The 22,984-nt window shown below is 66.5% G+C and carries 6 protein-coding genes and 1 tRNA gene; 5 read left to right on the top strand and 2 right to left on the bottom strand.

Annotated elements, in window-relative coordinates; all coding sequences use genetic code 11:
- Positions 1–81 precede the first annotated feature (81 nt).
- The 5 genes from rpsU (at position 82) to NMB43_RS14020 (ending at position 4,834) form a co-directional block, all read left to right on the top strand.
- A complete protein-coding gene (gene rpsU, locus NMB43_RS14000; RefSeq protein WP_494348778.1) occupies positions 82–294 on the top strand; it encodes a 30S ribosomal protein S21 in 213 nt (70 codons plus the stop codon).
- A gap of 111 nt (positions 295–405) precedes the next feature.
- Positions 406–852, top strand: coding sequence for a GatB/YqeY domain-containing protein (locus NMB43_RS14005; RefSeq protein ID WP_494348779.1), 447 nt, complete (start codon positions 406–408; stop codon positions 850–852).
- Positions 853–867: 15 nt separating this feature from the next.
- Entirely contained in the window at positions 868–2,652 is a 1,785-nt protein-coding gene (gene dnaG / locus NMB43_RS14010; protein WP_494348780.1) for a DNA primase, read from the top strand.
- Positions 2,653–2,708: 56 nt separating this feature from the next.
- Positions 2,709–4,700, top strand: coding sequence for an RNA polymerase sigma factor RpoD (gene rpoD / locus NMB43_RS14015; protein ID WP_494348781.1), 1,992 nt, complete (start codon positions 2,709–2,711; stop codon positions 4,698–4,700).
- Positions 4,701–4,755: 55 nt separating this feature from the next.
- Positions 4,756–4,834: transfer RNA gene (locus NMB43_RS14020), tRNA-Ile, on the top strand.
- 253 nt (positions 4,835–5,087) lie between these two features.
- Here the strand turns inward: NMB43_RS14020 and NMB43_RS14025 are convergent.
- Together NMB43_RS14025 and NMB43_RS14030 are read right to left on the bottom strand one after the other, a co-directional pair.
- On the bottom strand, positions 5,088–6,728 hold the full coding sequence (locus NMB43_RS14025) for a ShlB/FhaC/HecB family hemolysin secretion/activation protein (protein WP_494348782.1): 1,641 nt from the start codon (positions 6,726–6,728) through the stop codon (positions 5,088–5,090).
- 68 nt (positions 6,729–6,796) lie between these two features.
- Positions 6,797–22,843: a leukotoxin LktA family filamentous adhesin gene (locus tag NMB43_RS14030; RefSeq protein WP_494348783.1), complete on the bottom strand. Its 16,047-nt coding sequence runs from the start codon at positions 22,841–22,843 to the stop codon at positions 6,797–6,799.
- Between the last annotated feature and the right edge of the window lie 141 nt (positions 22,844–22,984).

Below are 22,984 nucleotides of genomic sequence, written 5' to 3' on the forward strand. Positions count from 1 at the left end.
ACTTGGAAAACTTCGCCGATGCCTGTATAGTCGCGGGCTCACTCCAATCCGCGCCCAAGGGTGCCCCTGAGGAATACACGAATGCCTGGTGTACGCGTCAAAGAAAACGAGCCGTTCGAAGTTGCCATCCGCCGCTTCAAGCGCACCATCGAAAAAGCCGGCACGCTGACCGAACTGCGCGCGCGCGAGTTCTACGAAAAGCCCACCGCCGAGCGCAAGCGCAAGAAGGCTGCTGCCGTCAAGCGCCTGCACAAGCGCCTGCGCAGCCAACAACTGCCGCCGAAGCTGTACTGATCCTGCTGCGCCATACGGCGCGCGGATTGGTTGGCTTGGCCAAAACCCGGAACCCACGTGGGTTGCCGGGTTTTTGTGTTTAGAAGATTCGAATCGAGAGGGTCATCTGTTATGTCGCTGAAGGAACGCATCTCCGAAGACATGAAAGCCGCCATGCGCGCCAAGGAGACCGCCCGCCTGGGCGCGATCCGCCTGCTGCTGGCCGCCATCAAGCAAAAGGAAGTGGATGAGCGCATCACGCTGGACGACGCCGCCACCGTGGCCATCGTCGAGAAGCTGCTCAAGCAGCGCCGCGATTCGATCAGCCAGTACGACGCCGCCGGCCGCACGGACCTGGCCGACGCCGAGCGCGCCGAGGTCGCCGTGCTGAGCGCCTACATGCCGGCCGGCCTGTCGGAGACCGAGATCGACGCCGCCGTGGCCGCAGCCATCGCCCAAACCGGCGCCGCCGAGCCCGCCGACATGGGCAAGGTGATGAGTGTCCTCAAGCCACAACTGGCCGGTCGCGCCGACATGGCGCAGGTGTCCGCCAAGATCAAGGCCGCCCTCGCCAAGTAAGCCAGGCGCAGCGTCGTGATCCCGCAGGGCTTCGTCGACCAGGTGCTCGCGCGCGTCGACATCGTCGACCTGATCGAGCGCTACGTACCACTCAAGAAGGGCGGCGCGAACTATCTCGCCTGCTGCCCCTTTCACAACGAGAAGTCACCCTCCTTCACCGTCAGCCCGAGCAAGCAGTTCTATCACTGCTTCGGCTGTGGCGCGCACGGCACGGCGGTCGGCTTCCTGATGGAATACGCCGGCCTGTCCTTCCGCGATGCGATCAAGGAACTGGCCGGCCAGGTCGGCCTGCAGGTACCGGAGGAGGAGACGACCACGCCGGAACAGCGCGCGCACAGCCAATCGCTCACCGACATCATGACGACCGCGTCGCGCTACTTCCGCGAGCAACTGAAGCGCAGCCCGCGCGCCATCGACTACCTCAAGCGCCGGGGGCTGACCGGCGAGATCGCCGCGCGCTTCGGCATCGGCTACGCGCCGGACGACTGGCAGAACCTGCGCGCCGCCTTCCCGCGCGACTACGACAGCCCCGGCCTGCTGGAAACCGGCATGGTGATCCAGAACGACACCGGCCGCCGCTACGACCGCTTCCGCGACCGCATCATGTTCCCCATCCTCGACCAACGCGGCAACGTGGTCGGCTTCGGCGGACGCGTGCTCGACAAGGGCGAACCGAAGTACCTGAACTCTCCCGAAACCCCGCTGTTCGAGAAGGGGCGTGAGCTGTACGGCTTGTTCCACGCGCGCCAGGCGATCCGCGAGAGCGGCATGGTGCTGGTCACCGAGGGGTACATGGACGTGGTGGCCCTGTCGCAATTCGGTTTCCACGCCGCCGTGGCCGCGCTCGGTACCGCCACCACGCCGACCCATGTCCAGAAACTGTTCCGCCAGGCCGAGCGCGTGGTGTTCTGTTTCGACGGCGACAACGCCGGTCGTAAGGCCGCCCGCCGCGCGCTGGAAGCCTGCCTGGAGCAACTCGCCGATGACAAGGTGGTGCGCTTCCTGTTCCTGCCGCCCGAGCACGACCCGGACAGCTACGTGCGAGAGCAAGGCCTGGAAGCCTTCCGCCGCGCACTGGAAGAAGCCACGCCGCTGACCGAATTCCTGCTGCGCGAACTGCGTAGCGGCTTGAATCTCGACACCGCCGAAGATCGTGCGCGCCTCGTGCATGAAGCAAAGAGCCTGGTGCCACGCATCGCCGCGCCGGTTCTGCAATTGCAGATGGTGCGCCTGGTTGCCGAGCAGGCCGGCATGGACGCGAGCGAAGTCGCGCGCGCCCTGGGGCTCAAGACAAGCACCGACGGCAGCAAGCGCAAGGCCCCGCCACCGCGCGCACCACGCAAGGAGGCCACGCGCCCGGTGGAGCGGATGCTGCGCATTCTGGCCAGCTACTGGAAGCTCATCGAGACCCTGCCCTCGGACGCCTCCACCCTGGTCGACGAAGGCCCCGCCGCCACCTTGATTCACCTGCTGCAAGACCGGCGCGACGACGGGTCGCTGAGCGCAACCACCTTCGCCTCGATCCACGACACGATTGCTGACGATGAGGTACGTGCGCTGACCGGCAAATTGCTGCAGGCCGAAGACGATTTGCTCGACGAAGACGGCGCACGGGTCGAACTGGAAGACCTGTTGCACGGTCTCAGGATTAGCGCAGAAGCCCGTCTCCACCGCGAAGAACTGAATCAGCTCACAGCACGCATCAACGCACGCGAAACCCTGAGCGACACAGAGAAGCAGCGTTACCAGCAACTGCTTCTTGCGGAAAAACAGAAACTTAAGTCTGGACAGAACCACTGAAATCGGACTAAAATTGCCGGTTTCCCCGAATGCTCCGCCCGATTCACGAGGACTCTATGGCCGCCAAGGAAAAAGCCAAAGAAACACGCAAGGAACTTCCAAAAGTCGCCAAGGCTGGAGCCCCCGCCAAGACGGGGCGATCGAAGGACAAGAGGGACCTGAACATCCCGCCGCTGCCGACCGATAGCGCCGAGGATGCGGAAGTCCGTCGCACGCGCCTCAAGAGCCTGATCGCGCTCGGCAAGGAACGCGGCTACCTGACCTACGCCGAAGTCAACGACCACCTCCCCGACGAGATGGTGGATGCGGAGCAGATCGAATCGATCATCTCCACCTTCAATGACATGGGCATCCAGGTCTACGACGAGGCTCCGGCCGCCGAAGACCTGCTGCTGTCCGACAACGTGCCGGCCGCCGTGGTGGACGAGGAGGTGGAAGAGGAAGCCGAGCAGGCCCTGTCCACCGTCGACTCCGAGTTTGGCCGCACCACCGACCCGGTGCGCATGTACATGCGCGAGATGGGCACGGTCGAGCTGCTGACGCGCGAAGGCGAAATCGAGATCGCCAAGCGCATCGAAGACGGTCTCAAGCACATGGTCATGGCCATCTCGGCCTGCCCCACCACCATCGCCGACATCCTCGCCATGGCCGAAAAGGTCAGCAAGGACGAGATGCGCATCGACGAACTCGTCGACGGCCTGGTCGACCCCAATGCGGTCGCAGAAGAAGCCGCTGCCGATTCCTCCGATGACGTCGAGCTGGAAGATGCGGCGGACGAAGAAGAAGACGAAGACGGTGAAGGCGGCGGCGGCGCGATGTCGGCTTCGCTGCTCCAGCTCAAGGCCGACGCGCTGGAGCGCTTCGATGTCATCCGCGGACTGTATGACAAGATGATCCCGGCGCTGGCCAAGAAGGGGCCGCAGGACAAGACCTACCAGAAGCTGCACAGCCAGATCAGCGCCGAACTGATGAACATCCGTTTCACCGCGCGCATGATCGAAAACCTATGCGATACCGTGCGCCACATGGTCGAGGACGTGCGCAAGCACGAGCGCAAGATCCTGGAACTGTGCGTGGATCGCTCGGGCATGTCGCGCGCCCATTTCATCAAGGTATTCCCGGGCAACGAAACCAATCTCGACTGGCTCAAGAACGAGATTTCCGCCGGCGCCAGCTATGCCACCACGCTGATGCGCATGCAGCCGGCCGTGCTGGAAGAGCAGCAAAAGCTGATCGACCTGCAGGATCGCATCCAGATCGGCCTCAAGGACTTGAAGGACATCAACAAGCAGATGTCCACCGGCGAAGCCAAGATGCGCCGCGCCAAGCGCGAGATGACCGAGGCCAACCTGCGTCTCGTGATCTCGATCGCCAAGAAGTACACCAACCGCGGCCTGCAGTTCCTCGACCTTATCCAGGAAGGCAACATCGGCCTGATGAAGGCGGTGGACAAGTTCGAATACCGCCGTGGCTACAAGTTCTCCACGTATGCCACCTGGTGGATCCGCCAGGCCATCACGCGGTCGATCGCCGACCAGGCCCGCACCATCCGCATCCCGGTGCACATGATCGAGACGATCAACAAGATGAACCGCATCTCGCGTCAGATCCTGCAGGAAACCGGTGCCGAGCCCGATCCCGCCACTCTGGCGATCAAGATGGAGATGCCCGAGGACAAGATCCGCAAGATCCTGAAGATCAGCAAGGAGCCGATCTCCATGGAGACGCCGATCGGCGACGATGACGATTCGCACCTGGGCGACTTCATCGAGGACACAGCCACGCTGTCGCCCGGCGACGCCGCGCTGTACTCCTCGCTGAAGGACACGACCAAGGAAATCCTCGACTCGCTCACCCCGCGCGAAGCCAAGGTGCTGCGCATGCGTTTCGGCATCGAGATGAACACGGACCACACGCTGGAAGAAGTCGGCAAGCAATTCGACGTCACCCGCGAGCGCATCCGCCAGATCGAAGCCAAGGCCCTGCGCAAGCTGCGTCACCCCAGCCGCTCGGAGAAGCTGCGCAGCTTCCTCGACGGCGAGGGCTGATCCTGCCCTCAGCTTGACTGCCACACGGCCGCCCTTGGGTGGCCGTGTGCACATCGGGCCTCTAGCTCATGCCTGGTTAGAGCAGCGGACTCATAATCCGTTGGTGCTGGGTTCGACTCCCAGGGGGCCCACCAAATCAAGCCCCGACCGGTTTCGGTCGGGGCTTTATCGTTTTATCTCGCCCGTCCGTTTTGGTTGCACTGCTCGTGAGAGGCTTTGCGGGGATGGCGGGAGCCCGCTGGGGCTCATGCGACGGTAAGACCGACGACCCGGTGAGGCAGCGGGAGAGTTGGCGGATCAAGACCATTGACCGAAACCTGCTCGGTCAATAGTGCAACGCTGCTCGCCCAGCCTGGACTCCGGTCTGTCAGCGGACCGGCAGCCGCGTCAGAAGTTGAGGTTCAGCGCGACGTGTGCGCGCAGCTTGTCGTAGTGCAGCTCGCCCGGGTTCTTGTCCAGCGGGGCGGCCAGCGCAAGGCGGGCGTTCATCTGGCGCCACTCGACCAGCACACCGACCCCGATGCCGGTCAGGAAATCGTCGCCGGTGGTCTCGGGCTGGTTGCCCGGGCGGTAGGGCATGACACCGCCATGGTCGATGAAGCCCAGCCACTGGAAGCGCGGCGCATTGCCCTGGCGTTCCAGTTCACGCAGTTCGCCGCCGTGCAGGCGCGCCTCGATGCCAAGGTAGTAACCGTGGCGGCCCGACAGCAGGCCCTCCGAGTAGCCGCGCACGGTATAGGCGCCGCCGATCTGGAACAGTTCGCTGGAGGGCAGGATGTCGGTCGCCGAAAGCTGCAGACCGGCGCGCGTGATGAGCTGGACGCGCTCGCCCAGGCGATCCAGGCGATTGGCATTGGCGCGGTAGTAAGTGAACGCGCGCTCACCGCCGATGTAGTGCATGCCCACGTAAAGCTGCTGGTCGAGCAGCCAGCCACTGCGGTCGCCGGCCTTGTCGCCGCTCAGGCCCAGGGTGAGGACGCTGAGGTCTTCATTGATCTGCTCGATGCCGCCGAAGGCACTGATCGACTTGCGGAAGGACAGGCGCGAATAGGCCGACCAGCTACGCGCGATCTCGGCCACCAGGGGCTGGGTCAGGCCGAGGCTGAAGTCCTGCGAGCGGCCGGTGATTTCGAGCGGCACGAAAGGGCCGTCGATGATCTCGTTTTCGCCGCCGCTGAAGCCGACGTCCAGGCGCAGGTCGTCGCGCGTGAGGGGGATCGAATAGCCGGCGCCCACCGAATAGGAGCCCTCGGTCTTCGAGCCGTTGAAGCTCAGCGCGTCGCTCTGCCCGGCCAGGTTGGCAAAGCGGGTGTAGAAGCCGATGCGGCCGTTGCCGGTGGTATCACGCCCCGAATTGTCCACGTATAGGGTCGTGCGATTGCGCGGCGTCTCCTCGACGCGGATTTCGACATCGGTACGGCCCAACTGGTCGCCGGCCACCACGCTGGCGCGCAGTTGGCTCTCGTTGAGGCGGTTGAAGCGCGCGAGATCCTGTTCCAGCGTGGGCACCGACATGCGCTCACCCTCCTGCAGGCGCAGGCGCTCGCGCACATAGTCGCCGGACAGATGCTGATTGCCGACCACGCCCAGCTTGCCCACGCGGCTCTCGATCAGGCGGATGCGCACCACGCCGCCGCTGATCGTCTGCGTCGGCAGGAAGGCACGCGCCGTCAGCTCGCCGACGGCCTCGTACAGCTTGTTGATGGCGTCGACCGCGCGCATCAGGTCGGCCAGGCTCACGGTCTGTCCACGCAGCGGCGCCAGGATGCGCTCGATGTCCTCCTTCTTCAGGATGGCGGACTCGTCGATCTCGAAGCGTGTGACCTGGATGTTCTTGACCTCGTTGGCCTCGCCGCCGGCGGCCGGCTTGGGGGTCAGGATCTGCGGTGCTTCCTGGCGCTCCAGCAGGCGTCGCTCGCGCTCCTGCTGCTCCAAGCGCTCGCGCTCCTGGCGCTGGATCGCGGCGGGGTCGACCGAGGGCGGTAGCAACTGGGCCCAAACCGGCGCCCCTGCAAAACCTGCTGCCATCCACAGTCCCAGCGCACATCCGGCGCGCCGCGTGCCCTTCGCCTGCCGGCCTTTGGCCTCGCTCTTAGTCATTCTCCCCCCTGGCTTGCGCCGGTAATCTGTTGGCATTCCTCATCCTGCGCCGCGCAATCGAACAGATTGCCGATCTGCAGGAAACCCGCGCGCGGCGCCTCGGCCGGCGTCATGTCGGGCCCGGCGACGCGGATCGGCACGCGGGTGTCTCCGTTTTCCTCGCTGGCCGAGCCGGCCGGATAGCCATACACCACCTTGTTGGGGTTGGACCCGATCACGTAGGCCCCCAGTACCGCCTCCTCAGGTGTAACGGACAGGGTATAGGCCCCGTCCAGCGTGAAGCCCCGCACGTCCAGGCCAGGGCGCGGCGTGCGGTCGAGGTGGTCGATGCGCACGCTGTAGTCCGGCGTCGTGAATACGCCGTAATCGCCCATCTGCCCGTTCAGCACGAACAGGTTGCCGGTACTGGAGACGCTCGCCTGGTTGGCCCCCAGCCAGGTGAAGGTCGCCCCGGCCAGACCATCCAGTCGCAAGGCGGCCGAATTTGCCAGCGCGCCATTGTTGCCACCGACCTCCAGCTTCATCGGTCCCGTGCTGGCAGCCTGCACATCGATGCTGTCGGCATGGAGCACGAGGTCGGCAGCGTCGACCTGCAGCGGCGCACCGGCACCGATGCCCTGAGGCGCCGTGATGCGCAGACTGTCTCCCGCCACGATGTCGGTGCCACCCTGCGCGCTACCCCGCACGCTGCCACTGCCATCCGTGCCCGCCACGAGACTGATCGGCGCAGGCGACGCGAGTTGGCCGCCAGTGAACACCACGTCGTTGCCCGCCTGGACCAACATGTCTCCTTGCCCAGTCACCTGGCCGCCCACCGACACATCCTGGCCGCCGGCGACGCGGGTTTGACCTCCCACGGCGACAAGGCCATCCAACTGCACGTTGCCGCCGGCACTGGCACTCAAGTCGCCGCCAGTCGAGAAGCGGGAACCCGTGGCCAGCGTGAGGCCTTGCTGGGCGCTCAGCGCGCTGTCATCCGCGACGGTGGTGCTGCCTGTCAGGTTCATCGCGCCGCCGCTGCGGGCGGTGAAATCACCACCGATGGTTTGCGTGCCGCCGATGTTGCTGTCGCCACCGCTCGTGAGGCTAGTGCTGCCACCGCTGGCGAAGTCGCCCACAAGGCTCAGCGTAGCGCCCGCACCGAGGCTGGCCGTACCGCCCGCTGTCGTGTTGCCACTCACTTGCATGGCCTGACCCGCGGTCAGCGCGAGGTTCTGCCCGCTGTGCAGCGTGCCGGAGACCCAGACCGAGCCCGCGCTGGAACTCAACGTGGCGTTGCCGCCGCTGCTGAGCGTGGCACCCACGGCCAGCGTGAGGTCTTGCTGCGCGCTCAACGCGCTGTCATCCGCGACGGTGGTGCTGCCCGTCAAGTTCATCGCTGCACCGCTACTGGCAGTGAAGTCACCACCGATGGTTTGCGTGCCGCCGATGTTGCTGTCGCCACCACTCATGAGGCTCGTACTGCCACCGCTGGCGAAATCGCCCGCGAGGCTCAGCATGGTGCCGGCGCTGAGGCTGGCGGTGCCGCCCGCCGTGGTATTGCCCGTCACCTGCATGGCCTGACCCGCGGTCAGCGCAAGGTTCTGCCCGCTGTGCAGCGTGCCGGTGGAGACCAGGTTGCGGCCGGCGTCGACCTGCGTGTTTCCGTCTGCCGTGGCCGTGCCGCTGATACCCACGTCCTGCGCCGCCTGCAGCGTGTTGTTGCCGGCGCTGTCCAGCGTACCGGCGATGTCGATCGAAGCGGCGGTGGAAGTCAGACTGGCATTGCCGCCACTGCTCAACTGAGCGCCTGCGGCCAGCGTGAGGTCTTGCTGGGCGCTCAGCGTGCTGTCGCCGCTCACGGTCGTGTTGCCGCTCAGCGCGAGGCTGTCACCGCTGCTGGCTGCGAGGTCGCCACCGATGGTCTGGGTGCCGCTCAATGTCGCGGCACCGCCACTGCTGAGGCTCGTGCTGCCGCCACTGCTGAAGCTGCCGGCGAGGTCCAGCGTCGTGCCTGCCGTGAAGCTGGCGCTGCCGCCTGCGGTCGTGTTGCCGCTCACCTGCATGGCCTGGCCCGCGGTCAGCGCGAGGTTCTGCCCGCTGTGCAGCGTGCCGCTGCTGGCGAGGTCACGCCCGGCGTCGATCTGCGTGTTGCCGTCGGCCCTGGCCGTGCCGCCGATCCCCACGTCCAGCGCCGCCTGCAGCGTGTTGTTGCCGGCGCTGTCCAGCGTGCCGGCGATGCTGATCGAAGCGGCGGTGGAAGTCAGTCTGGCATCGCCGCCACTGCTCAACGCAGCGCCTGCGGCCAGCGTGAGGTCTTGCTGGGCACTCAGCGTGCTGTCGCCGGTCACGGTCGTGTTGCCGCTCAGCGTGAGGCTGTCGCCGCTGCTGGCCACGAAGTCGCCACCGATGGTCTGGGTGCCGCCCAATGTCGCGGCACCGCCACTGCTGAGGCTCGTGCTGCCGCCACTGCTGAAGCTGCCGGCGAGGTCCAGCGTGGTGCCCGCCGTGAAGCTGGCGCTGCCGCCTGCGCTCGTGCTGCCGCTCACCTGCATGGCCTGACCCGAGCCGAGCGACAGGTTCTGGCCGCTCAGCAGCGGGCCGCTAGTGGTGAGACTCCCCCCGGCCGCGAGCGTGATGTCACCCCCGGCCTGGACTTGCGTCAGCGTCATGCCCTGCACGGTGCTGACCGACACATTCCCGAGCTGGGCCGTCAGGCTGCTGCCGCTGGCCATGTCGAAGGTCCGGCCGCTGATGTCGATGTCGCCCTGGCTGCTGATGATGGACGCGCCATCCTGCAGCGTCACGCTGTCACCTGAGCTCACATGGGCGTTGCCGGCCACGTTCACCGCGCCGACGATGGCCACGGGAGAGCCCAGGCTGTCGATGCTCAGTTCGCCGGTGCTCACGTTGCGCAGGTTCAGCGCGCGGTCGGGACTGTAGACGTAGATGCCGATGGGGGCCGACAGGTCGACCCAGCCGTCCGCGTCGCCGCCGAGGTCCAGGTAATTGAGCTGGCTGGCGCCGTTGCCGATGGTGGTACCGGCGGTCAGCGAGATGTTGCGGGCCTGGATGTCGGGCCGCAGGTCCGCACTGAGTTCCAGGATCGCGCCCGGCGAGCGCAGTTGTGCGGTCTGCGTGGCGTAGACCTGGTCGACGATGAGGTCACCGCCGAGGTTGCGCAGGTACAGGTTCTGGTCGGCCCGTGCGGTCAGCGCGCCTTGCGCGGCGAGTTTCACCAGCATCTCCTGCTGGGCGCTGGCGAGATCGCCGCCGCCCGCCTCCAGCGTGATGTTGCGCGCATCGACCGCGGCCACACCGCTGGCGGCGGCATTGAACAGCTCGCCACCGGTCTTGATGCGCACGTCGCCCGTGGTGCTTACCGACTTGACGCGCACATCCTCTTCCGAGCCCACGTAGATGCTGCCGCCGGCCGTTGCGCTCAGCGTGCCATTGTTGCGCAGCGTGATGTCCACATCGTCCTTGCCGCGGATCGTGATCGTGCGGTTGACGTAGTCCAGCGTCACGTCGCTACGCTCCGCCGCGACCAGCGCGAGCTGCTGCTCCTCGGTCCAACCCGCGGGGTTGGCACTGAAGCTGATGGCGGACTTCTCGATGCCGATGCCATGGCTGGCGCTCAGGCTGAGGTTGCGGCCGGCCACGTTGGCTTCCTCGATCAGCACCTCGGTATCCGCCGTGTCCTTGAAGATGCCGGCCGCGACGCGGTTGGTGATCTCGCCCTCGGTCCAGGTACTGCCTGCCGCCAGCTTCTGCCTGGTGCCGGCGTCCTGCGTGGCGACGTCGTAGCGGTAGTTGCGCTGGAAGCTCGCCACGCCTCCGGTGCCAAAGCTCTGCGCGGCCGCGTGATAGAAGGCCGTGCGCTCTGCCTGGTAGGCCATGATGTCGGCATCACTCCAGTTGTTGGCGGTCTTCAGTTGCGCGGCCGTGGCGGCCGGCAACACGTACTGGAAGTTCGGGTCGTAGGCGTTGGCCGTGAAGCCCAAGGAGTTCCCCCAGGCATCGAACTGCTCCACCAGCCCGCGCATCTGCCAGTACTGGAAGTAGTCCTGCGTCTTCTGCGCGTTGTAGGCGTTGAGCGTGGCCTGTTCGCTGAGCGCGGCGCCATCGTTCGCCGTCAGGCGTGCGCGCTTGGCGACATCCAGCAGCTCGGCCCGGGTCTCGACGTCCACCGACTCTGCGCTATTCACATCCAGCATGGCGCCGGCGCGTGCGTTGAGGGAGACATCGCCGGCCAGCGAGTCGATGCTCAGCACGCGCATGTCGCCGTTCTGCTCGACCAGTGCGATGTCCTTCGCCGCGCTGGCCTGCAGCCAGCCGGTGGCACTCGTCACGTCCACTTCCAGCGGGTTGGCAAGCGAGCCGATGGCGCCGTTCTCCGACACCAGGCGGATACGCCCGCCCTGCACGTCGACCAGGCTGGCGCCGGTCTCGGCGATATTGGCGTCGGCACGCAGCTCCACCAGGCCGCTGGCGGATGCACGCACGCCGACCAGGCTCAGGTCACCCTTCACCTCGCGGATGCCGATGCTGCCATTGAGCGCGCTGGCGTTCAGGCTGCCGCCCGCCTGCAGGTCGACATTGAGCAGCTTGCTCTGGCTGGCATCCACATTGGGCGCGCCGATGCTGCCCGTGGTGGCCGTCAGCGACAGGTTCTGCGCCACCACCTGCGCCAGCGGCGCGGCACTGATGCTGCCCGCGCTGAGCGTGGTGCTGCCGGTCAGGTTGCGCACCGTGCCCTGCAACTGCAGCACGTTGCTGCCGTTGCTGACACTCAGCAGGCCGCTGTCGTAACCGATGAAGTTGACCCCTATGCCCTTGGAGGCCGCCAAGCTATTGACGTAGTAGTTGCTCTCCGACCACGACCAGTCGCGCTTTGAAGTGATGTGTTCATTGAGGCCAGAGTAGTAACTCCCGGTCTTGTAGAAGCCGCTGTCAGACGTATTACCGCGAACCTTGGTGTAATCGAGGATGTAATCTGCCGTCCGACCATCCACCGCCAGCCAATCGCCCGAGATGCGGGAGACATTGGTGTGCGAGGCCTTGGAATCGGTCGCCGAGCCCGGATCTTTGGAAAGCCAGTCGGTCACCGACCCGATCACATCGCAATCGAGGAAGCAGGACCGGTCGTAAGTCTCCCAGCGGCTGGCATCGATGTACTCAGCATTGATCCAGAAGAAGCGACGATCCTTGTAGGGCGTGTAGGTCGCACTGCGGCCGCTGGCATCGTTGGTGTCGACGGTGACACTGGCGCCGCGGCTGTCACTGACCTGCCCGTTGTAGCTATAGGTCACCACGCCGTTCTGGCGCGTGATGGTGGTCTCCAGCGACTGGCCACTGGTGGTCTTGGTGCTGGTGTCGGTGATCTTGACCTTGCCGGCAATGCCTTCACCGGTGTCAACGCGATTGAGCGCCAGCGCCGCGTTGGAGCTGTTGGTCACCTGGATGCGCCCGTAACCATCCATCACGTTCAGCTTGCCGTTGCCGGTGCTGAAGATGTCGCCGTAAAGCTGGATGTAGCCGCCTTGCACCTGCACGCTGCCCAGCTCGATGCGGTTGTTGGCGTCGTCCCATTGGATCTGCGGCTTGAAGACATCCTTCACGCTCTCGCCGTTGGCCTGCATGTCCAGTTTGATCCAGGTACCTGGCTTGGCCTTGGCGCTATCGACGTCCGCCTGTGTGATGTTCACGCTGAAGTCTGGCAACCCGCTCTGGATCAGCCCGTTGATGTTGAGCTTCTCACCGCTGATGAACACGTTGTTGCCGGCAATGGTGCTGCCCGTGCCAGGAATGACAACGTTATCCACCAGATAGGTCCGCGCGTAGGTACCAGCCGCCGTGTTGTAGCTGGTCACGCCAATGTCCTGCCGGGCCTGCGACTGGTACTTGCTCTCCAGCGTCTGGCCGATCGGACTGCCGCCGACCGTCACCTTGTTCGACAGGCTGGGATCGCCCGCCATATGAGTGAAGCCCAGCGAGAAGGTCTTGATGAAGTCGCCCTTGGTGGCGATGTCCACCGTCTGCGCCACCACGTCGGCCGCCACCAGCACGGTGCCGGTGCTCTCGATCTTGACCAGGCCGCGCACGTTCGACAGGTCGCCATCGACATGGACCTCGGGCGACAGCGCGTTGAGATTGACCGGGTCCTCGTAGGTGTTCTTCAGCACGATCTGCGGATCGGGCGAGTTGCTGCGGTCCAGCACGTTGCCAGCGGCGAAACTGGCCACCTGGCCATGCTGGTTGCGCGCGTTGATGTCCGCCGCGCTGCTCACGCGCACGCCATTGAGCGTGATGTTGCCGCCCTGCTCGCCCGGGATGCACAGCGCAGCCAGGCAATCAGCCGCTGCGTTGCCGATATTGACGTGCAGGAATTTCTTGCTGTGGTTGGTGATCTCGATGGCCGAGTCGCCCGGTGCCACCAGCTCGGCATTGGCGCTGCCGGTCAGGTAGTCGCCCGCGATGGCGATGTTGCCGGTGTAGGCCACTGCCGGATTGAGGTCGATGAAGTCGGCCTTGGCCCCGGCCAGCTTCGATTGCTTGGCCTGCAGGATCAGGATGTCGTTCTGGAAGCCGGCCGCGACATCCGGCTTGTCGAGCTTGTACTCGTCGTAGCGCGCCTGCAGGTAGTCGATGCGGTCCTGCAGCTCGCGGTTCAGCGACACGTTGTTGCGCGTGCTGTAGCTGACGCCCTCGGACTGGCGCGTGACATTGCCAGTGGCGTCGATGACCAGGTATTGATGATGGCGCGTGCCGGCGAACACGGTGCCATTGACGGCGACGCCGGAGCGCGAATCGTCGAAGGTGCTGCCACCCTTGATGTCCAGGCTCACATCGGCGCCGAAGAAGTTGGCCACCGCCTCCAGCGCCTCGCGGTAGAGGTCCGTGCCACGGCCGTAGCCGCGCGTGTGATGGCTGCCCTCGCCGGCGTTGAGTTCGATGTCCTTGACGGTGGCGATCGCCGCGCGGGCGATCTGCGCATCGCGCACGTCGCTGATCCCGCTGGTGTCGATGCCGGTGGCCTGGATCGTGATCGTGTTGTTCTGCACGATCGCGCCATGCGCGTCAGGGGTCGAGTTGATCGGCACCACGGTCTTGTTCCACAGGCGCGTCTCGGCATCGGCCACGAGGGTGTTGTTGGCCCCGGCCAGGATGCTCACGTTCTCTTCCGACTCGATGCGCGCACCGTTGAGGGCAACGTCGTTCGAAGTCACGATCGCACTACGCGAGGAGCCGGAGGGGGCGCCGGCCAGGCCATAGGTCTTGCTCTGCGCTTCGGTGTCCACGGTCGCATCGGTCCGCGCTTCGAGGCGGATGTCGCCATCGCTCTTGAGGCGAGAACCCGCGCCCACGGTGACATCGGCATCGTTCTGCGTGGCGTCGATGAAGGACTCCGTATGCGCCACCGCGATCGCACCGCCGGTGTCGAGCAGCACGGCGTCATAGGCATCGACATCGTTGCGCGCCTGCACCGTCAGCGTGCCCTGTGCACTGCCCGCCTTGGCCGTCGCGATCTTCACGTTATCGCCGATCAGCGCATCGGTGTCGTTATGGATCGTGCTGTAGCTGCCGCCTGAAGCCCCGCTGAACACGCCGCCCGAGGCGGCCTGCACCGTCCAGCCTGCGCTCGCGCTGCCCTTGGTCACGCTGCTGAGCGCATTCATCGTGAAGGATTCGGCCTGCTCCGCACGGCTACCGGTCGACAGCTCGGCGCGCGTGCTCGCATCGCTGTAGTTGAAGACATTGGCGCCGCTGTAGCCGGCGACCGAGGCCATCAGGCTGTCCGCCGTGCCCTGGAAGTCGGTGCTGTGCGTGGCAGTGATGCTGACCGTCGGCGTGTTGAGCGTGCCGCCGATCTGCGCCGTGGTGACGGCGTCGGCATCGTTGACCGTCTTGGCCGCAAGGATCGCCCCCAGGCCACCCGCGCCCGAGCGCGATTCGGTGTCGAGCTCATCCTCGCTGTTGGCGCTCACCGCGATGCTGGCGCCGGTGAATGTGCCGCCCCCCACCTGGGTCTCGGTACGGCTGTCGACCGTGGTCTGGGCAAAGTTGGCGCCGGCCGCCACGAGGCCTGCGACCGAGATGCCCGTGACCGAGCTGTCGGCCGCCACGTCGGAGTCGGTGGCGAAGCTGATCGCGCCGCTACCGGTGGTGATCGTGTTGCCGGTGCCCAGCGTGACCTGGGTGGTCGGGCGCGCGATGGCCTCGGCCGAGGTCGCGCTGGCCCCAACCAGCAGGCCGCCAGTCGCCGCTTCGGCTTCGGCCTCGGCGGTCTTCTGGCCGCTGCGCGACAAGGTGTCGGCACGCGCGGTGAATTGTCCGCCCTGCGCATCCAGGTTGTTGCCAATCTGGGTGATCGCATCGGTGTCGACTTCCGCCTTGGCGAGCGAGACCCCGATCGAGACGCCCGCGCTCACGGCGGCGCCCAGGGTCTTGGCCTGCGCCACCGGATCGACATCGCTGCGCACCTGCGTCAGCCCGCCCGGCGTGCGCGTCACGACGCCGGTACCCAGGGTCGCGTGTGCCGAGGAGCGATCGGTCGCCCGCGCGTCGGCACCGGCGCCGCTGATGATGCCGCCAGCCGCCGCGACGGCCTCGGCGTAGGTGTCGGTCCTTGTGTGACCATGCACGTCGAGCGCCTTGCCACTGACCTGTGCGTTGTTGCCAATGCGCGCGGTGGCGTCACCATCCAGCGTGGCATGCGCGATCGCCGCGCCGACCCCACCCAGGCCCGCCGCCGCGCCGAGCGCTTCGGACGACAGATCGTGATCGAGCTCGGCCTCCACCCGCACCAGGCCGGTGCCATTGGCATCGGCTGGCGCACTGCCGGTCGTGTTGACGACGGCACCGGTGCCGATCTCGGCGGTCGCGCTGCTGGTCTTGCTCTGGATCGCCACCGAGGCGCCCAGACCGACCAGGCCGCCGCCGCCCGCGTAGGTCTCGAGTCGTGAGCTGCCGCTCTGCGTGTCGCGCGCCGTCACCAGCACGTTGCGATTGGCCGTGACGGTGCCGGACAGGCTCGCCAGGGTCGCATCATCGACCTGGGCGATGGCGATGCCACCCCCCAGCGAGGCGCCACCCGACACAGCTACACCGACCGCGATGGCGTCGGTATCGGTATGCGTCGTGGCCCCGACCGCGACATCACGACCGGCATTCACGACAGCGCCGCTGCCCACACCGGCACCGGCGGTATTGTTGGTCGGCAGCACGCTGAAGTCATTGGCGACGTTCAGGCTGCCACGCGCCGCATTGGTCCGCGCCACGGTACCCGAGATGCCGCCGGCATCGGTGTTCGACTGGTTGCCGAAGGCGCTGCGCGAAGCCACGCCGCTCGCGTCATTGACCGAGCCGAGCAGTTCGGAACGCGCATCGCTGTCGGCACGACTGCCCACGCCGATGTAGGACACCGCACCCGAGATGCCGACCGTCAGACCACCCGAGAAGGCCATGGTCAGCGAGTCGACGTTGCGAGTCGCGCTGGCCTCCACGCCGATGTCGCGGTCGGCATCGACCCGTGCACCGCCGGCGATCTCGGCGGTCGCACCGTTATTGATGAGCACCACGTCGGCGGTGGCGCCGATGCCACCCACCGTCGCGCCGACACTCAGCGCGCCGAGCTTGCTGTCGTAGGTCGTGGTGTCGCTGGCGCTGACCATCACGTCCTGCGCCGTGCCTGCGTAGGCCGCATCCTGGTTGACGCTGCTGGCGCCGCCGATGCGCGCCTCGGTGCTGCCCTTGACCACGGTCACGCCGACCGTGCCGGCGATGTTGAAGCCACCCGAGGCCGAGCCGGTCGCGCCGATGATGGCGATGTCCTGGTCAGAGGTCGCGCTCACCTCGGTCGTGCCCTTGGCGTTGAGCGCCGTGCTGCCGGTCGTCTGCGCACGCGTGTCCTGGTCGACCACGGTCACGATGACCGATGCGCCGACGCCGGCCGCGCCGGACACATCGAGCCCACCAACGTAGTGGCGTGCCTCCAGTTCGGAGTTCGCTTCGATCCCGAGCGCACCCTGGCTGTTGAGCGTCGCATTGTGGGCGAGCGCCTCGGTCGTGCCGTTCACCGACAGCACGGTGGCCGAGATATTGACCGCCGCCACCCCGCCGCCGGCCACGCCGACCACGGTCTGCAGCGTCTCGACGCGCGAATCCGCGTCGAGCGAGACGGCCGCGTTCGCCTGCACGGTCGAACCGTCGACCTTGGCTGTCGTCGTGTGCGAGACGATGGTGGAATCGGCCGAGCCGCCCACGCCAGCCGTGCCGCCGACCGCGAGGCCGCCCGCGCCGGCCTTGACCACATCCTGGTGATAGGCCGCAACGCGCGCTTCCTGCAAGCCATCCGCGCCGAGCAGCGATTCGTTGATCTTCGCTCCGCCAGTCACCGAAGCGCCGGTGCTGCCGCCCAGCAGATTGACCGACACCGTGGCCGCAACACCGGCGGTGCCGCCGCCCGAGGCGTTCACGATGATGGACTCGACCTGGCTGCTCGACGAGGCGATGACCGCCACGCCGCGCATGGCGTCTTTCTGCTGACGGCTGTCGACCGATACGCCGAAACCACCCGCGGACAAGTTGCCGTTGTCCACCGCCATCGTGCCGCCCTGGCCCAGCGCGGCCAGGCGCGTGGCACTGCCGGCCACTTCGGCGCTGGTCGTCGAATGGATGTCATTGACCGCGATGGCGCCGCCGCCACCGACGGTGCCGCCCAGCGCCACCGTGCCTGCCTTGGCCTGGATGCGCTCGTCGTCCTGCGCGGAGAGCAGCAGGTTGTGATCGGCCGCCACGTTGGCACCGTCGTCGATGCGCGCCGTGGCGCTGCCACCGAGGTCGTTGATCGCGATGGAGCCGGCGAAACCCGCCGTCCCGCCACCGGAGCCGGACGCGGCCCACACGTCCACCGTGCCGCTGCGCTTGGCTTCGACGGCGACGGAGGCGGCACCATCAATCAAGCCACCGCTGACTTCCGCCAGCGTGCCGCCGCCAATGTGGTTGTAGGAACCCGAGGCGCCTACGGCGGCGGTGCCGCCGCCCGACAGCGCGCCAGTCACCGCCAGGATGTCGGCCTGGTCCTGCGCACGCAGCGTCACGTCACCCGTTGCCAGCAAGGTGCTGCTGTCACTGCGCGCCTGCGTCTGCGTAGTGATGTCGTTGATCGCGAGTGAGCCGGAAATCCCCACCTTGGCGGCCCCGCCACCGCCCATGGCATAGGTCTCGATCTCGCTTTCGTTGGACGCAATGACGCTCGCAGCACCGGTATCGACATGGGTGTTCTTCAGCTCGGCGCCGATGCGGTTGTCGATGTCGTTCCATGCGAAGCTGACGCCAAAGGCCGCCTTGCCCGTACTCAGGCCCAGCGCCCCCACCACCGAGAAGATACCGGCGCCATCCTTGGCATTGACGTTGAGCGAGGCGGCGTCGATGCCGGCCGTCGTCTTCGTCCCGTCGATCCACGCCTGGGTGCGGTTGTCGACCTCGTTGATGGCGACGGCGGCCGCGCCGGCCATCTGCCCGCTGCTGGCGCCCAGGGAAGCGGCGACCACGTCGATCTGTCCGTCACTGGTCGCGCTGACGCTCAGCGCGCCGCTGGCGTCCACATCGCTGTCCTCGATGTAGGCGTGGGTCACGTTGTCCAGTTCGTTCCAGGCGAACGAGAGCCCGATGCCGGCCTTGCCACCGAAGGCAATGGCGCCGGCCACGGCACGGATGGCCGAGACGTCGCTGGCGCGGATGCTCACGCCCTGCACGCCATTGATCGTGCTGTTGTAGAGGTAGCTAGTGGTGGTGTTGGCGATGTCGTTGATCGACACCGAACCGGCGACGCCGATCTTGCCCTTGCTCCCTTGCACCGAGGCGGACAGTGTCTTGATCTCGCCATCCACGTCGGCATCCAGCGACAGCGCGCCGCTCTGGGTGACGCCGGCATTCGAGATATAGGCCGCCGTCGTGCCGCCCAGGCTGTTCATCGCCAGCGAGCCGGCCAGGCCGTTGCCATTGCTCTGCGTCGAGATCGTCACCGCGCCGGCCAGCGCGTTGATGGCCAGGGTGTTGTCCGCGTCCAGCGTGACATTGCCGGCCTGGGTGACATTCGCACCATCGGCCAGGTAGGCCTGGGTGTCGGCAATGATCTCGTTGACCGAGGCGTCACCCGACACGGCGATGCCGAACTTGCCAGTGCCCGCGCCGCTGCTGCCGGCCTGGGTGCTGGAACCACTGGCGCCGGAACCGGCACTCTGCGAGCTGCTGCTGGTGGCGATGGCACCGCTGACCGAGTAGGCGCCGATCTCGGTATCCGACTCGGCCTTCACCAACAGATTGCCGGCGGTCTTCACACTGCCGGTCGCAGCGGCGTTATCGAGACCCAGCGGGTCGTAGTCGCCCACGAAGGCAGAGGTCGTGGTGCCGATGTCGTTGATCGACACCGCGAAGCCGATGCCGACCTGGCCCTTGGTGGCGACCACGCCACCGGCCACGGCGATGTTTTCCACATCGCCCAGCGCCTGCACCTGCACATGGCTGCCGGCGTCGATCTTCGCATCGTCGTCGATGGCCGCCAGCGTGGTGTTGTCGATCATGTTGATCGACACCGCACCCTCGACGCCCACATTGTCGGACTGGCCACCTGCCTCGGTGACGGTGACGATCTGGTTCACCGACTCGGCCTGCACGTCGACGCCGTTCTCGCTCTTGACCTGCGCATCGCCGCGGATGGTGGCGCTGGCCGTGCCGTCGATGTCGACGATGTTCACCGAACCGCCCACCGCCGCCTTGCCGCCGCTGGTGCCGAAGAACTTGGTGCCCAGGATGCCCACGGCATTGACCGTGTTGACGTCGTTCTTGGCGTAGACGGTCACCGACTGCTGCGGCAGTGCCAGGCTGTCCTTGTCGAAGACGGTGTTGATCTTCGCGCCTTCGTCGATGTAGGCATGGCTGTTGTTGTTGAGGTCGAACAGGCTCACCCCAGCAGCCAGCCCGACACCCTGTCCGGAACTGCCTTTGCTGCCCTTGCCGCTGGCGGAGTTGATCGAGTACGAGGTGAACACCAGGTCCAGCACGTTGCCCTGCAAGTGGTTCAGGATCGCATCGGGCGAATTCCAGTCGATCTGCCAGGCGTAGGGCACGGCGGTCTGGGCATCCACGCGCAGTGCGCCCTTGGCGTCCACCGTGGCGCCGCGGCCGATGAAGGCGTTCGCGTTGTTCGTGAAATCAGCCAGGATCACGGCGCCACCAATGGCGGTGCCTGCAGAGTTGCTCTTGGCGCCCGCACTGGCGGTGGGGCGGTCCTCCACCTTGGCCGTCACGTCCAGCTTGCCCTCGGCCTTGGCCGTGGCATTGGCCGCGATGCTGGCGTTGGCCGTGTTGGTCGCGTCGGTGTAGGTCACCGCGCCGGAGGCGTTGAACTTGCCTTCCTTGATGCCGGGGAACATGAAGCCGGTGAGCGTGTCGCTGTTGGCCTGGCTCAGGCCACCGACCGAAGTCAGCAGGCCCCCAGCCACCTTGCCCTGGATCTTGTCCGACACGCTGGCCATGCGTGCGCTCAGCGTGGTCGGGTCGCCCAGGGTCGCGGCATCGGCCCCGGTGGTGTTCTTGGCGATGTCGACCTTGGCATCGACCTTGAGGTCGCCGGTGGTGGCCGTCGCGGTGCCACCGAGCTTCGCGGTCGCGCTGTTGTCGGACAGATTCACCGCCACCGCGATGCCCAGGCCGCTGCCGCCCATGTTGCTGGCGGTGCCGCTGACCGAGATGTCGGCCTTGGTCAGCGCCGTCAGGTCGACCGCGCCGGCCGTTACGGTGGCGCTGTCGCCGGTTTCGGCCAGCGCGTTGGCGGTGTTCTCCGCGTACACGAACACGGCATCGATCGGCTTGTTGGTCGAGTTGACGGTGGCCGTGACGTTCACCTCCGCATCGGTGTTGGCGCTGATCACAGCCTTGCCGCCGGCAGTGAGCGCGCTCGTGCCGAGCACCTGAGTCTTCGCGTCGGCCGTCGATTCGCCCCAGGCCGCCGAGAACAGCAGCGGGCTGCTGAAGTTGGGCTTGGCCGCCGAGACGGCCTCGCTGTTGACCGTCAGCGCGCCACTTGCGCTCACGCCGCTGGCGCCGTTGATGACGACCTTGGCGGTGGAAGACGACAAGGCCACCAGCGGCACCGCACTGAAGTCGAACAATTGGTCGTTGAGCGTCTGCAGCGTGCCGTCGTCCGGGTCGGGCAGCCAGCTCTGGTCGGCCAGGCGCACCAGGTTGCCCAGTACGTTGACGGTGAAGGAGGTGCTGGACTTCGCCTCGATGCTGACGCTGCCGCCGCTGATCTGCGTGCTGCCGGTGGCGCTGTCGCCAATGAGGGTCTCGGCGCTGGCGGTCTTCTCGAAACCGGCACGCGCGCCGGCGCGGCTGTCGATGGTGACCTTGCCGCTGCCGGTCACCGTGGCACCGTACAACTCGGTCTTTGCCGTCGCCTGGGTGGTGATGGCGAGGAATTCACCACCAGGGCCGTCAGACAGGTTGTCCAGTTCGTTGTCGACGAGCTTCTGCGCATCGGCCAACGAGGTATTCGGCACCTGTTCGAGCGCCTGCACGATGGCCGAGGTGTCGGCGTCGCTGCGGATCAGGATGTCGCGCCCGGTAATCGTGGCATCGGTGATCTTGACGCTGGCATCTGCCGTGCGCGTCGCACCCAGCGCATTGATGTGGCTGGCCGACACGGTCACGTCGCCGGCCACGAAGCCGTTGTCGGCATGCGCGAGCAGCTTGGAGCCCGCCTTCAGCTCGATGTGCGAGGCTTTCAGGCGCAGGTTGCCGGAGTCGCCCTGCGAGGCCGCCGTCAGGTGGTCGTCGGTGGACGGATTGGCCGTGTTGCGGGTGGAGATCACCACGTTGTCGTTCACGGTGATCGAGTCGTTGGCGATCAGCGTGTAGCTGCCGCCGTCGGTGAACGTGCTGTTGGCGACAACCTCGATGTCTTCGGGGTCGATCAGCACCGCGCCGGCCTTGCCCTGGGTGGCGCCGACCTTCAGTTCGCCCCCCGCCAGCACGACTTTTTCCTTCGCGCTGAACTCGATGAAGCCGCCGTCGCCCGACACCTCGCCGCCGCGCGCCGAGAGGGTGGCACCCTGTGCCAGGGTCGCGTTGCGATCAGCCCAGACCATGACCTGGCCCGCATCGGAGCCACTGCCCTGACCATCGGCACTGATGCGCGCGCCATCCGCCACGCTCACGTCGCCGCCAGCCCGGACACTCACCTTGCCCGCCGCCTGGGCGCCCATGCCGTCGGCCGCCACCGTGCCTGCCAGCCCAACGTCACCCGCCGCCACGATGCGGATGGTGTCGCCCTCGGCGAACACCGCACCGGCCTGCGTCATGCCATCCACATTGACGAGGCTGCCGAACTGCACCGCCACCGCCGGACCGCTGCGCAGGCTGCCGCCCGCGCCGATCTCGACGCGCGCAGCAGCGAGCATCGTCGCATCCACTGTGCGGATCGCGCCCTTCACGCTGATCAGGCCGCTGTCGGACAGCGGAAACTGCCCGGCCAGGGCCTGCTTCACCGCCTCGTCGTTGATCTGCCCTTGCGCGTTGAGCAGGCGGTCCAGGAAGTCACGCGTGGGCGTGGCCATCAGCAGGCTGCCCACGTTGATCTGCCCGCCGGCGCCGACCACCACGCCATGCGGGTTGAAGAAGAACACGTTGCCGCCGATGCGCCCGTCCTTGTAGGCGTTCATCACGCCGTCGATGGCGCTGGCCGAGCCGGTGACGAGGTTCACCAGGTTGGCCGTGCCGCCCGGCAGGTGCAAGTTGGCGGTTTCGCCGCCGGCGATGTTGAACTGGCTGAAACTGTTGAAGGCGTTGTTGCCGCGTATGGTGCCGGTGTGTATGTCCGTCACCGCCCCGTTGGTATTGACCGAGGTCTGCGTGCGGCCATCGGGCAGGATGCCCGCCGCGCGGGCCTCCACCAGCACGACTGCGCTGCCCAGCATGAACGCGACGTTCAGGTAGGCGCAACGGCGCAGGACGCACAGATACTGCCTGCGCAGGTAGGTGATGGCACCTTGGCTCATGGCTCACTCCGTCTCTGGGTGCTGCCATGGGGCGTTAGCGGCAGCGATTCGTTCTTATGTGTTCTCTCACGGACCCGGCCAAGGGCTGCACATGCCGGGTCGTGAAGCGGGGTTGGGCAAGAGAATCAGCAAATATGCCAA

This window comes from Uliginosibacterium sangjuense (assembly GCF_059132465.1).